The sequence below is a fragment of the Dysgonomonas sp. PF1-14 genome, from assembly GCF_029892965.1.
GTDB lineage: Bacteria > Bacteroidota > Bacteroidia > Bacteroidales > Dysgonomonadaceae > Dysgonomonas.
On record NZ_JARXWN010000013.1, the window covers coordinates 115,073 to 127,290 of the forward strand.

Genomic DNA, 12,218 nt, shown 5'->3' on the forward strand with positions numbered 1-12,218 from the left:
AAAAAGTGACTATATGATTACAGAACTTGATTTTGAGAATTTGATTAGTAGACCAGAATCTACGATATTGGATTTTAAAAGAGAACAATATAAGATAATAAATGACGAATCTGGAATTAAAACAGCCGGATTTGTTAAAGATATAATAAGTTTTGCTAATACAATCCGAACAGAAACAGCCTATGTTATAATAGGCATATCAACTGATAATGATAATAAGGAATTAATAGGAATTGATTTCAATATTGATGATGCTACTTTTCAAGAAAAAATAAAGGATAAAGTATATCCTAAACCCAATTTCCTATACTATTCTATAAATTATAAATCGAAAAAATTTGGAATTATAGAAATCCCTGTTTCAAAATATTCAGAACCTATAGCACCCGTAGTAAAAATGAAGGGTCTGGAAGTTGGGAAAATCTATTTTAGGAGAGGCTCTTCGAATGCTGAAGCCATAGGTAAGGAAGTTATTCTTATAGATAAATGGTTAGATAGTCTTCCATCCGTAGTCGAATCACTAAGTCTAAACGATGAAATTTCAAGTTTGTTATCAAATCTCACATCAAATAGGTATCAATTGTCAAATATACTTTCTGATACTTTAAGAGTTGCTAAAAAACATTCCTTAAAATCTTTAATCGATTTTTGTTTAGGAGAACTATCGGGTTGGGATAGGCCTGAAAATGAGGAATCATATAACTTCTTAAGTTATAGAATGCAACCTACTCTAATTGTGCCAGGGGTAGTGCAACTAAATAATAATTCAATTTATTCATCATCACAAATATATAGCCAATTGAAAAATAGTGATGGAGTATATGAACGAAGCATCTTATTTACTCCATCAATAAACTATTTAGAAAATTTAGTCGCCCAATATAAAACTAAAAATGACGCATTGGCCACATATAACACCACTATGGACAAACTTTTTGGAGATGGAACTATGTCCGATTTTCCAATAACCGCAGTGGCTACAACTGATAGTTTTGATAATATTTACAGTAGAATCAGACAAAAATTAATTGACATACTACTTACGGTATAATTCTAAGCGTAAAGTATCAAATTCTCAGATGTTTTTATATATCATCTCTCTTTGTTATAATATAATTCAAATAGCAGATAGCACCATCCGGTCGGATTCAAGTAGCGTTTTCCTTTTCTCACTTCGTAATGCAGGTGGCTACTCGTTGCTATTCCTGTACTACCCGTGTAAGCAATTTGTTGGGCTATCTCTACCGAATCCCCTACATTTACCATTATCCTGCTTAAATGTGCATAAAACGAGCGGAAACCGCCTGCGTGTTTGATCTCAATAGGGCTTTATGCGGGAGAAAAAGAAGCAAAAAGCCATGTCCGAGTTGGATTATTATTTATTAATATCCACCAATTGGTAAACACTTACCACTTTTTTTTAATTCTATATTTTTTTCATTATCAAAACCAAGACCTTCCTTTCGGTAAATAACATCAAAAATTTCGGTTAGATCAGGAGTAAGAGCAAACGTGATATTTTCATCTTTAAGTTGCTCTCGTGTTATTTTGTTACTAAGAAAAGCCCCACACACTTCTAACTCATCAGATGTTATCAATCTACCATGGAGTTGTTCTCTCATATCCAGAAACTTGATAAAATCATTCTTTTTTCGTCCAAGCTTTTCCAGTACTAATAAAAATGATTCTAAATCATCTATACAGACACTCCAAGGAAAGTTATCATCTTCATATATTTCAAGCAAACTATCTAAGTCTGACTGAATTTGCCCAAACCTCTCAAGTGTAACTACAATTGAAAATATTTTGGGATAGTTTTTTGTCCTAATATCGATCACATGATTTTTTAATTCTTGATCTGAATATATGTTTAATACTTCATTATCTATGAATTTCGATTTAACTCTATATGTTTGGTCATAACCTTTTTGAATGGTTTCTTCAAAATTAGATAATATTAAAGGATATGCTTTGTCGGGATCTCGCCTTGGTTCATCTCTTTTTGATGCTTTAGCTTCCACAATGAGAGCAAGCCCTTCATAAATAAACAATAAATCTTGTTCGTGCTTATCTTGTGTATAAAAACTCTTGTGAACAAAAGATTTATTTTTGAAGAAACGTTGAAAGACTCTTTCTATTTTTTCTTCCAGTTTTTTCCCTCTAACAGCATAAAACTTTTCATCTATTTTTTTCTGCGAAACACAAAAATTAACTAATGTATTATAAACAGCTTGAATTGTCTGATGCATATCAACAGCCTGATATTCATCTTCACTTATCTTAAAAATAGGTTTATTATGAATTGGATTTACCTCTGTGTAATATAAGAAATCATCTTTTTTTCTTTCACAAGTGAATACATTCAAAAAGGAATCCGCCTTTTCTTTTCCAAATCTATCAGCTATTGCCTGTTTTGAAAAACGGAACATACGTCCTTTATCATACATCCAATTAAATAAATTAGTGAAATGCTCTGGTAAATGTTCCTGCCACTCCCAAGGCATAAGCCCCTTTTGTTGCATTTCTTTACAAAATTCTTCCCAAGTTTGCTGTCCCTCTTTAGGGTTTATATTGTCTTTTAAAAAATTATTAGGAATACCATCTATAAAATTGTATATTTCTATGAAATCCAAAACTTCTAATCCAAAATGTTTCTGTATTTCATTATTGAAAGGAGTGAAATATTCAGTAATTCTCTCTATTGTCTGTTCTTCAAAATTTAATAATCCTTGATTAAAATAACTTAGAAATGTTGGCATTGCAATTGTTCGTTTCTTTTCCCAATTCTCATCAATAACATCATCCGGTTTAGGGAAAAAAAATTGATTATATCCATTTTCGATATCAATCAGAATGCTTTTCATATGCTCAAAATCTTCGTTGCTATATTGAGCTTTCAGTTCTTCTCTATTCTTTACCTCCGAAGTTATATTAAGTCCGGCTAAATATAATAATTGGCGCTGTGGAGAAGTTAATCCATTTAGAGAATTTATAGGATTGTCGAATCGAATAAACTGCATTAAGGAACTTATATCGCCAAGAAACATTGTAGTCTCAAATTGACTAACATAAGCTTTTAATTCTTCTGATTTTTTCGTTATATCTATTTCCATTGTATCAAAAATTACAGTTTAAGCATTATAATTTTAGTTAAATGCGATAGGTCACATATTGTTCTCTACAAAAATACCCATAAAAAACATCTGACGAAATTGTTTGTCAGATGTTTTTTAACAAGTTACTCAAGTTGCTTTTATTCGTTCGTGTAATACCTCATAGCTGAATATTCCACCTCCTTAAAACCCAGTTTTTCATAGAGCTTCTTTCCGGCTTTGGTGGAATAGAGATCGAGAACCGACACAAAGATATTATCGGCATCTACGATAAGGCTACTCATTACAGAAGTTGCATAACCCTTTCCCCTGTGTCCGGGATAGGTAAAAACATTCATTATTGTTCCATACCTGCCGTTCAGGTTATTCAGTCCCGGAGGTTTTTCGTCAATGATTAGAAAAGCCGCCGAAACAATCTCGCCGTCAATTTCCATCGCGTAAGCAGTAAACTTTTCTTCCAGTACATACTCTTTGAAATACTCCCGCAGTTTAGGTTCAAGTTTAGCTTTATCCTCTGCGCTCAATTCTATTTCTGTTGAAATATAATCGAAACGCAGTTTTACGAGCGTATTTATATCTGTTATAATTTTAATTCTATCATCCATATTATTATCCTATCTGTGTATTTATCTCCCGCCGGAAAGCAAGCGGATCGGCGATAAACGGATATGAACTTGTAACGCCTCCGGTAGTAACGGTTATTGTTCCGAAGCCGAATATCCTACCCCAAACGCTTTGCTTTATATGTAGTCCTTCGCATTTCGCCAATACCAAATCGACCGCACGGCGACTGATTACGCCTGTTTTCAGGATTACACGTTTGTTGGTTACGGCATAAGCCGAGCCTATTTTTACCATTATACGCTGTATCAATGACACTATTCCGATAAATAACAGAAATATCCCGCCATAATGCAATACTGCCGTTTCGGAACCGTAAAGCCACCATCCCAGCAGCAGTAGTATTATCGGTTGCACGAACAGGAAGAAATGCAACTTTGCTACATATTTTATCTCTTCTCCGGGTTGTAAGTTTTGTTCTATATAGTTCATAATCTGTTGAATTTTCGTAAATATAAGAAGTTTTGTTAATTGCACAGGTATTTTGCTGCCTGTATTTTTATTTCAAACAGCAGGTTACACCATCCGGTCGGGTTCAGGAAGCGGTTTCCTTTCCGTATTTCGTAATGCAAGTGGCTACCCGTTGCTATCCCTGTACTACCCACGCAAGCGATTTGCAGGGCTATTTCTACCGAATCCCCTACATTTACCATTGTACTGCTTAAATGTGCATAGAACGAACGGAAACCGCCTGTATGCTGAATTTCAATATAATTTCCATATCCCGAACAATAGCCTTTTCGGACTACAACGCCGTTTCCAGTGGAGTAAACAGGAGTACCTTTAGTCCCTGAAATATCAATTCCTGTATGGAATTTCCACACCCTGTAAATCGGATGTTTGCGCATCCCGAATCCCGATGAAATACGTTCCGGTTTCTTAATCGGAAAAATCACCGGATAGTCGCATAGCTCATCAATAGATAGTTTCAACGAATCGGCTATCTGCTGAAATTCCGTTGCAGAATACACCTGTTCCATGAATTTTTCTATCTCCGGTTTCCTGTTTAGAGAATAGCCTGATTGTCCCAATGCGGGCAAATACAATAAGGCGATGAAGAACATTAGTATATATTTCATAGTCTGTTTGAATGAAAGTAAGCACCCGAAATAAATCCGGGTGCTTTCCTGTTAGTCTATTTCCTCTCCCCACAGTTCTACATCTGTCGGGGCATTCATCAACGACCGGGCTATACATAGCCAGCATAGGGCATTGAATACTATATAACTACAAATTATCATTATCATCTTCCGTTTCGTCCTCTCCCTTGTCATTCTGAAACGAGAAAGTCTTTTGTACCACCTGTCCGTGATTATCTTCGATATACACGTCTATTACCTGTTGGTCAGTACAAAGTGAAGTGTAATACATTCGGAACGTTTCTTTTGTCAATGGATAAAGGTCGTTCGGCAACAATACCCGTCCATCATCCAACCGGAGTTCGCCTACTCCGTCAGGCTGGAACATCCGAATAAAAAACTTCGTGTCCTGATAGTCCCCTTCCTTTACGATCCGGCAACGGATTTCCGCCACCTCTCCCTGAACGATTTTTTTCTGAACCGGCATAGTAACCAGATCAAATGCGTAAACCTTATTAATATCCATATCGTCAGAACAGGCACAGACTATTGCACCCAGCAATAGCGTGTATAAAAAATATGCTGAAAACTTTTTCATTGTACTTCTATGTTTAATTGATTATAAATTTCAGCCCGATACCGAACTGCGTATGAAAATGCCCGGTAGAGTTGCCCCACAGGATGCGTTCGCGCCCTGTCAGGAGCAATACCAAACGGTCGGACAGGTAGGTTTCCAGTTCCAACGTAATAGCCCCGCCATAGATAAATGCGTCTTTGTGCCGGAGCGTAGAACCATCGTACAAGGTCTTTTCGCCCCAATTCGAGGTTTCGTACCCGGCAAGGGCAGAACCGCCCAACGACAGCAAAAAAGTCTTTGATGCATCGGACAGGATTTTCAGATAGTAGCCGCCTTCAGCGGTAAACTGTGAAACCGGAATACGGATTGTCCGGTACGGATAATACCGTTTCATAAATTCCGCACCGAACATCCACTTATTGCCGTTCTTTGCGTAAGTAGCCATAGCCGCGCCGAAGTAATATCCGGCTTCGTTATCCTGCTTAGACGAATAGATACCGTCCACCATTCCCGATGTTACCTGTATGCCCCGCATACCCGGTAGCTGACGTTGTGCGTGTGCTTGGTCTGTAAAGACCAGGCACAACGCAATCGCCATGATAAAAGATAGCTGCCTCATGGTTATTTCACTTTCAGTTCGTTAATAACCTTTGCCCGCACCAAATCGGCATTATCGACTGTGAACCGCTGATGGCGACCGCCCTCCTGTTCGTTCAGCTCAATAACAAGCATTTTATCATCGGGAATCGTAAATTTCGGCAGGGTGAAAATTGTGCGCTCCGTGCGTTTACCGCCTATCACCATCAAATTATTATAGGCTCGAAGCGGCCAGATCACCTGTTCCTGAATCGCGGTACGTTTTGCTACTTTCTTATCCACGATTTTGAACGTGATAAAATCTATATTGAACGGCACGTTGGACGAGTTTTTCAGTTGCAGGTGGAAATACAACAGCCCGTTATGGGTATAAACACCCTTTAGCGTATGCTGTATGCCGAAACGTTTACTGCCTAAATGCTTTATCTCCCTGTCATTGTTTTTGTAGATGGACTGCATAATCAGCTTGACAAGCAGCGGAGATTCCTGTCCCAATTCCTCCATATAGACGGCAAGGGCATTGTTCGGACGGTTTACCACCTCCCCATCGTTCAGGAAGTCGGTCATTTCAACGGACAGCTTTACAGGTTCGTCCGCATATTTTACATTAAACGTGTAATATGCACCATCTTCGGTAATGACGGACAGATTACTCTCCCGGCTGAAATCCCGCAAAGCGGCTTTCACTCTCAACACGTTTTCCGTTCCGTCCGCTTTCGCCGCGAGAAGATCTGCCGACCCTAAATCGACATAGCGAATCGGTGCGGGGAAAATAACGTGAACGGTTTTATTGAACGTAACTTCCAGTGCATACGGCGGTATCATCCGGTCAAAAGTCAGCGGGCGGGTAAAGCCCTGATAGTAGTCGCCCGTTGTGGGTTTAGTTTCTATTACGGTAACCGTTTCTTCGGTTACTTCCTGCGCGTTGGCTGCAAATACGCTCACCGCAAAGGTGAACATCAAAAAGATTCGTTTCATACTTTTAATTCTTAATTCGTTAAACATTGATTTTTTAGTGGATTTTAATTCTCTTTTGGCAAGAGCAGTAAGCGGTGGTTCGCTTTCAGCGTAACTTTAACCACGCTCATTTTCTTACTTACATACTGCGATGCCCCTTGTATAAGGCTTTTCCCTATATCGGCGGCAAACTGCGAACCCGCATCATCGGTAATTGTAATGCTCGACCCTGCCGACTGTGCCATTTGCGAGGCTATTTCTTTGGCGGCTCTTATCTCATCGGAGTTTGGCACGGAAATACCCCTTTGCCCGTCCAGATCGTACACTTGCAGTTCAACCGGAATAATGTTGCCTGCATATTGAATCGAATTAATCGTAACCTCTATCCGTTCGCCACCGATACGGCACGCCCCGGTTACAACCGAGTTGGCAGGGATAAGGATATTCCCCGCCTGCATCGGTTCTAACAGGCGTATTTGTAATTCTTTTCCGCTTGTCAGCGTTACGGTCTGGTACACACAGGCATGGATGCTGTTTTTGTCTTTCACCCCCTCGTTTCCGGCGGCAGTAAGAAATCCCATGTTGCGGGGCTGGCTGAACGATTCTATAAATTCATCGTCCGACATCGGCGCAGAAAGCAGCGATACGACATTGTGGCGCACCTGCTTTACAGGCTGAACATTAACCTTATCTTTCGTAGAGGGAACAGCATTGTTGTTTTCGTCCTGTCCTGCCTGTGGCGGCATATACCTCGCCGCCATCGCATAGGATTTTTCCAGTAGTGCCGTTTGTTCGTCCTCTGCGGCTTTCCGCGCTTCGGCTTCTTCCAGCTTGCGTTCGAGTTCATTCATACGTTCCTCGACAGCGAGTTCCTGTGCGCTCTTCCCGGCAGGTTCTTCGTACCATTCTCCCAACTGCTTATTTATATCCTGATAGGCATTTGCGGAGGCTTGCAGATTATTTACTGGTTTCGTTTGCCGTGCAGACGGATTTTCGTAATACTCCGGCTGATTGGGTTCTGCCTGCTTTGGCTCTTCCGCTTGGTCGAACATTGAAGAAAAGTCCTGCAAAGAACGCATCCGTTCCTGTTCCTTTTGCCTCATGGCTTCCTGCTCATACGCATCGCGCTTATCCCCGACTATCCCTTCATCCTTCGGTACAGGTAGTTCGGCATTTAAGCCCGACAACCCTTCGACCTTTGTTTCGTCTTTGTCTGATGGCGAGAAGATCAGCCACATCGCACCGCCGAAAATCAGGAAGAAGAGCGGCATTATCAGCATCTTTTTACGTTTCTGCCTCTCCGCCAATGAAAGTTCCTTTTTAGGTGGCGACTTCTTAGGTTCTTTTCCTCCTCCCGTCTTACTATCCGGCGCTGGCGTTCCTTTATTCAAATTCTCCTGTTCCATTATAAAATTTGTTTTGATTATTAATACTATCCCTCTGCTGCTGTTGCAGTTTCAGGGTTTCTATCTGTTCTATCTGCATTTGTTCGCCCTTGTCTTTACCTAAATTGTAAATCGAGGAAACGGTCATGTAGATAGACAGCCCGCTGAATACTATCAGCATGGTGACGATTACGATTACCCGCGCATCGGGGCTTAGAGGTCTGACAATACTACGCAAGCGGTCTTCCAACCACTCGTTTACACGTTGAATGATTTTCCGTATCATATCCGCACCTACCTTTCCGTTACCCGGATGTCCCGGTTTTCCACGATCTCGAATTTCTCCATCGTGAAACCGTGAGGGTTATTGTCCGAGCGCACCGAGTTAATCAGGTTGCAACGGGTTATCAAACTGCGTTCGGTCATGTTCGATTGCCGGAGGATCATTTGCCGGGCGTATGTTACCGCCGTGTAGGGGTACACATCAAAATTGCAGGCGATACTATCCACCTGTACGATCTGGTTGATATTCCCCGACACGATACGGTTGTAGTACCCTTTTTCCGCCATGTCCTGATAATATTTGAAAGCACTTTTATCGACAAGGAACAACGCCCTGTTTACATTGCTTTCAATGGCTTTTTTGTCGGGCGAGAGCGTGAAAAACAGTTCGTGAAACCGCTTGACGTGTTCCCGCGCTTCAACGGGGCGGTTCTGCGAAAGGTCTTGCGAGAGGGCAAGCATTAAAGACTTGCCCCCGTCCAACACATAGATACGCTGGCGTTGCGCTTCGGCAAAGCTGTACGACGACCATACGGAATAACCCGTAATTCCGGCGCACAGGCAGACAAAGACAATCCCGAATAGGCGTATCTGCTTGAATGATGTTTCTATATTCTTTAAACTTTTGAACTCCATTTTATTTGTTCGTTTTTGAATTAATAAAAGACACTGCGTGTCTATTTTTTACCTAATAAGCGTCCGGCTACGTTGCCCGCAGCGGCTCCCGCTACACCTCCGGCAAGGGCAGCCCCTTTACTTGCCGCCGTGTTTACCCCGCGTGTACCATTACCGCCTCCGGCTTGGATAACCCAACCCGCAACAGTCGGTATCGAGAAATACCCGATTATTCCGATGATAAGGAATATGATATATACGCCGTTACTGCCATCCGGCACGTATGATGGGTCTTTGAGCAGTCCTATATCCATTTGCAGCATGAGTGCCTGAATCTTGGATAGTACCGCTGAAAACAGGTCGGCAACGGGTAGCCACAGGTACACCGAGATGTACCGTGAAAGCCAGCTTGTAAGCGTGGATTGGAAACCGTCATAAACAGAGAGGGCAAATGTCAGCGGCCCTAAGATCGACAATACCACTAAAAAGAAGGTGCGTAAGGTGTCAATCGTGAGGGCTGCGGCATTGAACAGTAGCTCGAAGAAATCCCGGACTAACTGCCGGAACCACATTTTCATATCGTACCATTTGCGTTCGCCCCACATACTGATAATCTCGCCCATTTCCCAGATTCCCAACTCTTCCATTTTCCGGTCGTACATTTCATCATCGACCAACCATGCTTTGCCCTCGCGTACCCGTGCATCGTATTCCAGCGCGTCTTTCTCCGCCTGTAATGCCTGTACGTCCGTTATCTGCGATTCCAGTATGGTATGCGTTCCTTTTACCACAGGCGACATAACGGCGTTGATCGTGCCGAGTACGATTGTGGGGAAAAACATAATACACAAGCCAATCGCAAAGGGACGAAGCAGCGGATATACGTCTATCGGTTCTGCCCGCGAGAGGGCTTGCCATACACGGGAAGCCACATAGAACAGCGCACCCAGACCCGCTATCCCTTTGGCGACACCGATCATGTCGGCGCACAAAGGCATCATATCTTGATACAGATTCCTTAGAATCTGATGCAGGTTTTCAAAATCTATTGCTAACAACATCATGACTTACCAGTATCTTTCGGATGGATCACCATACAGGGCGCGTACATGCTCCATATCACCTTTTTCCTGACTGCGGATAAAGGAAACAGAGATACTTTTCTTGGAAAAGTACCGCGTCAGGTTGCGATGCTCAATCATTTTCGTATGTATCTCATCTATGATTGCCATTCGTTCGGCATCGGTCATGGAAAGCCCGTTGGAGGCTGAAACGATATTCTTTATATCCGAAAGCAGATTACCGCTTTCTTTCAGTAATTTGGAATATCCGTTAGATATGGCTTCCAGTTCTGCATGGGTGAAATTCTTATCCGTCAGCATTTTGTTGAAGTTGGTCGAATATATCTGCGATATTTCGCTGACCAATTCTACCGTTTCCTTTACCTTGCGGGCATCCTTGATAAGATTATGCACCGACTGTAATTTGTCGTAATACTCCTTGCCCTGACTATAAATCTTCTGCATTTCTTTGAACGAGTTGATTACATTGGTTGCCGTTGTCGCTGTTTTGGAAACCGTCAGTATATTTTGAGCAAGGTTGGACGGGTCAATCACCGCCCACTGTGCTTTTGCCTCAAAGCCGAAGAAACTAACGGCTAACACAAGGCTTAAAAGAATCTTTTTCATTGCTATAATTTTTTAATTGTTATTTACTTGGGTTGAAGAATTAGCCCAAGTAGGCTAATCCTCTTCCCGGACATATTCGCCGAAAGCGGAAAGCAATAAGACCTCCCGCTCCCGGTCATAAGCAATCCCGATACGCCCGTACAGGTCGATGTAGTACAAACCGAACAAGCAATACACCGTACAATCACAGACCACCTGCGGGTTGTTGTAAGTAAGTTCGATACGGATGCCTCCCCGCTTGCGGGAAGTGTTGCGGTAAATTCTTACCGCAGGCGCACCGTCCGGGCTTACCCAACGCCCCGTAATCTCCCGCAGGTGAAAATCCTGATATGCGGCGCAAGGGTCGGCTATATTACATTTGCTGAACATGGCGCACCTCCTTACTTTTTCGCTTCTTTCGCCTCTTTTTTCAGTAGGCTTGCAGGGTCAATAACAAGGATGTCAATATGGGCGTTGCCGCCTATGACTTCCGTTTCTTCTTCGCTTTCTTCCTGCGGTTTGAGCAGGACTTCGGTAAGGACACTGTTTATCCCTACCGTGTGGATGAGCAGCTTTTCAAGTTGCCCGTTACTGAATCTTTTTAACATGATCTTTTAGTGGTTGTGGGGCGCATATGCCCCGGTTGATAATTATTGCCTTTTACTTTCGGCAATTTGCTTAATAGCCAGTTCGTAGTCCCCGCCGAGTTCGTCCGTCTTTTTGAACACTTCCATTTTTTCGGTTTCCTCTGTCGTATACGTCAGGTATTCTTCGCCGCTCACTTCGGTAGCATACACCGCTGACTGAACGCCACCCAGCCCGAACCATACTTCCTTGTAAAACCTGCCGGGATGGTTTGCCATGTTGATAGACAGGATTTGCCCTTTCTCTTTATCGGTTAAACCGAGTAGCGACTGGATTACATCAAAGCGGTTCATGAACTTTCGTTGGTCGAGAAGGATTTTACAGTCGGAGTTATTGATGATCGCCTCTTTGACAATAGGCGAAGCGATAATATCGTCCACCTCCTGCGTTACGACTATGGCTTCCCCGAAATATTTACGAACTGTTTTGTACATATATTTCAGGTATTCAGCCATGTTCGCCGAAGAAAGAGCCTTCCATGCTTCCTCTACGATAAGTTGTTTGCGAACGCCCTTTAACCTCCTCATTTTCTGGATGAACGCATCCATAATGATGATCGTTACCACAGGAAAAAGTTCCTTATTCTGTAGGCTAAGCACCCGGCGCCGTATCATATTACTATGGTCGGTTTCCAAGCACTCGCCTCCGAACCGGACGTACACCTTCCAGCGTATCCGGCT

The 12,218-nt window shown here is 42.2% G+C and carries 17 protein-coding genes; 1 reads left to right on the forward strand and 16 read right to left on the reverse strand.

What is annotated here, in order from left to right; translation table 11 throughout:
- Nucleotides 1-13: 13 nt before the first annotated feature.
- A complete protein-coding gene (locus tag M2448_RS15115; protein ID WP_280647104.1) occupies nucleotides 14-1,051 on the forward strand; it encodes an ATP-binding protein in 1,038 nt (345 codons plus the stop codon).
- Between the two features lie 41 nt (nucleotides 1,052-1,092).
- Here M2448_RS15115 and M2448_RS15120 read toward each other — a convergent pair whose 3' ends face one another.
- From M2448_RS15120 to M2448_RS15195, 16 genes are all read right to left on the reverse strand, one after another.
- Nucleotides 1,093-1,323 (reverse strand): M23 family metallopeptidase, encoded by a 231-nt coding sequence (locus M2448_RS15120; protein WP_348523106.1) that lies wholly within the window; start codon nucleotides 1,321-1,323, stop codon nucleotides 1,093-1,095.
- A gap of 59 nt (nucleotides 1,324-1,382) precedes the next feature.
- On the reverse strand, nucleotides 1,383-3,113 hold the full coding sequence (locus M2448_RS15125) for a hypothetical protein (RefSeq protein WP_280647103.1): 1,731 nt from the start codon (nucleotides 3,111-3,113) through the stop codon (nucleotides 1,383-1,385).
- A gap of 140 nt (nucleotides 3,114-3,253) precedes the next feature.
- Entirely contained in the window at nucleotides 3,254-3,718 is a 465-nt protein-coding gene (locus M2448_RS15130) for a GNAT family N-acetyltransferase (protein WP_280647102.1), read from the reverse strand.
- Between the two features lie 4 nt (nucleotides 3,719-3,722).
- A complete protein-coding gene (locus M2448_RS15135) occupies nucleotides 3,723-4,166 on the reverse strand; it encodes a PH domain-containing protein (RefSeq protein ID WP_280647101.1) in 444 nt (147 codons plus the stop codon).
- Between the two features lie 35 nt (nucleotides 4,167-4,201).
- Nucleotides 4,202-4,813, reverse strand: coding sequence for a M23 family metallopeptidase (locus tag M2448_RS15140; protein WP_280647100.1), 612 nt, complete (start codon nucleotides 4,811-4,813; stop codon nucleotides 4,202-4,204).
- Nucleotides 4,814-4,961: 148 nt separating this feature from the next.
- Nucleotides 4,962-5,411: a DUF3872 domain-containing protein gene (locus tag M2448_RS15145; protein WP_280647099.1), complete on the reverse strand. Its 450-nt coding sequence runs from the start codon at nucleotides 5,409-5,411 to the stop codon at nucleotides 4,962-4,964.
- 13 nt (nucleotides 5,412-5,424) lie between these two features.
- Nucleotides 5,425-6,009 carry a conjugal transfer protein TraO gene (locus M2448_RS15150; protein WP_280647098.1) on the reverse strand — a complete coding sequence of 195 codons (585 nt, stop codon included), beginning with the start codon at nucleotides 6,007-6,009 and terminating at the stop codon, nucleotides 5,425-5,427.
- A gap of 2 nt (nucleotides 6,010-6,011) precedes the next feature.
- Entirely contained in the window at nucleotides 6,012-6,965 is a 954-nt protein-coding gene (gene traN / locus M2448_RS15155; RefSeq protein WP_280647097.1) for a conjugative transposon protein TraN, read from the reverse strand.
- A 44-nt stretch (nucleotides 6,966-7,009) separates the two neighbouring features.
- Nucleotides 7,010-8,350 (reverse strand): conjugative transposon protein TraM, encoded by a 1,341-nt coding sequence (gene traM / locus M2448_RS15160; protein WP_280647096.1) that lies wholly within the window; start codon nucleotides 8,348-8,350, stop codon nucleotides 7,010-7,012.
- The gene (locus M2448_RS15165) at nucleotides 8,328-8,615 is read right to left on the reverse strand and encodes a TraL conjugative transposon family protein (RefSeq protein WP_280647095.1); all 288 of its coding nucleotides are present in this window, start codon (nucleotides 8,613-8,615) and stop codon (nucleotides 8,328-8,330) included. Before M2448_RS15165 ends, traM begins: the two co-directional genes overlap by 23 nt.
- An 8-nt stretch (nucleotides 8,616-8,623) precedes the next feature.
- On the reverse strand, nucleotides 8,624-9,247 hold the full coding sequence (gene traK, locus M2448_RS15170; RefSeq protein ID WP_280647094.1) for a conjugative transposon protein TraK: 624 nt from the start codon (nucleotides 9,245-9,247) through the stop codon (nucleotides 8,624-8,626).
- Nucleotides 9,248-9,288: 41 nt separating this feature from the next.
- On the reverse strand, nucleotides 9,289-10,290 hold the full coding sequence (traJ, locus tag M2448_RS15175; protein WP_280647093.1) for a conjugative transposon protein TraJ: 1,002 nt from the start codon (nucleotides 10,288-10,290) through the stop codon (nucleotides 9,289-9,291).
- 3 nt (nucleotides 10,291-10,293) lie between these two features.
- Nucleotides 10,294-10,914, reverse strand: a complete 621-nt coding sequence (locus tag M2448_RS15180) for a DUF4141 domain-containing protein (RefSeq protein ID WP_280647092.1) — start codon at nucleotides 10,912-10,914, stop codon at nucleotides 10,294-10,296.
- A 54-nt stretch (nucleotides 10,915-10,968) separates the two neighbouring features.
- Nucleotides 10,969-11,283 carry a DUF3876 domain-containing protein gene (locus M2448_RS15185; RefSeq protein ID WP_280647091.1) on the reverse strand — a complete coding sequence of 105 codons (315 nt, stop codon included), beginning with the start codon at nucleotides 11,281-11,283 and terminating at the stop codon, nucleotides 10,969-10,971.
- 11 nt (nucleotides 11,284-11,294) lie between these two features.
- A complete protein-coding gene (locus M2448_RS15190) occupies nucleotides 11,295-11,501 on the reverse strand; it encodes a hypothetical protein (RefSeq protein WP_280647090.1) in 207 nt (68 codons plus the stop codon).
- 42 nt (nucleotides 11,502-11,543) lie between these two features.
- Nucleotides 11,544-12,218, reverse strand: a 675-nt coding sequence (locus tag M2448_RS15195) for a TraG family conjugative transposon ATPase (protein WP_280647089.1), incomplete at its 5' end; no start/stop codon positions are given.

What these genes read in the sequence shown, in the direction of transcription:
- M2448_RS15150 (WP_280647098.1), bottom strand. Translation starts at nt 6,009, where the DNA reads ATGAGGCAGCTATCTTTTATCATGGCGATTGCGTTGTGCCTGGTCTTT.
- traM (WP_280647096.1), bottom strand. Translation starts at nt 8,350, where the DNA reads ATGGAACAGGAGAATTTGAATAAAGGAACGCCAGCGCCGGATAGTAAG.
- M2448_RS15185 (WP_280647091.1), bottom strand. Translation starts at nt 11,283, where the DNA reads ATGTTCAGCAAATGTAATATAGCCGACCCTTGCGCCGCATATCAGGAT.
- M2448_RS15165 (WP_280647095.1), bottom strand. Translation starts at nt 8,615, where the DNA reads ATGATACGGAAAATCATTCAACGTGTAAACGAGTGGTTGGAAGACCGC.
- M2448_RS15190 (WP_280647090.1), bottom strand. Translation starts at nt 11,501, where the DNA reads ATGTTAAAAAGATTCAGTAACGGGCAACTTGAAAAGCTGCTCATCCAC.
- M2448_RS15140 (WP_280647100.1), bottom strand. Translation starts at nt 4,813, where the DNA reads ATGAAATATATACTAATGTTCTTCATCGCCTTATTGTATTTGCCCGCA.
- M2448_RS15135 (WP_280647101.1), bottom strand. Translation starts at nt 4,166, where the DNA reads ATGAACTATATAGAACAAAACTTACAACCCGGAGAAGAGATAAAATAT.
- M2448_RS15115 (WP_280647104.1), top strand. Translation starts at nt 14, where the DNA reads ATGATTACAGAACTTGATTTTGAGAATTTGATTAGTAGACCAGAATCT.
- M2448_RS15145 (WP_280647099.1), bottom strand. Translation starts at nt 5,411, where the DNA reads ATGAAAAAGTTTTCAGCATATTTTTTATACACGCTATTGCTGGGTGCA.
- M2448_RS15125 (WP_280647103.1), bottom strand. Translation starts at nt 3,113, where the DNA reads ATGGAAATAGATATAACGAAAAAATCAGAAGAATTAAAAGCTTATGTT.
- M2448_RS15130 (WP_280647102.1), bottom strand. Translation starts at nt 3,718, where the DNA reads ATGGATGATAGAATTAAAATTATAACAGATATAAATACGCTCGTAAAA.
- M2448_RS15180 (WP_280647092.1), bottom strand. Translation starts at nt 10,914, where the DNA reads ATGAAAAAGATTCTTTTAAGCCTTGTGTTAGCCGTTAGTTTCTTCGGC.
- traJ (WP_280647093.1), bottom strand. Translation starts at nt 10,290, where the DNA reads ATGATGTTGTTAGCAATAGATTTTGAAAACCTGCATCAGATTCTAAGG.
- traN (WP_280647097.1), bottom strand. Translation starts at nt 6,965, where the DNA reads ATGAAACGAATCTTTTTGATGTTCACCTTTGCGGTGAGCGTATTTGCA.
- traK (WP_280647094.1), bottom strand. Translation starts at nt 9,247, where the DNA reads ATGGAGTTCAAAAGTTTAAAGAATATAGAAACATCATTCAAGCAGATA.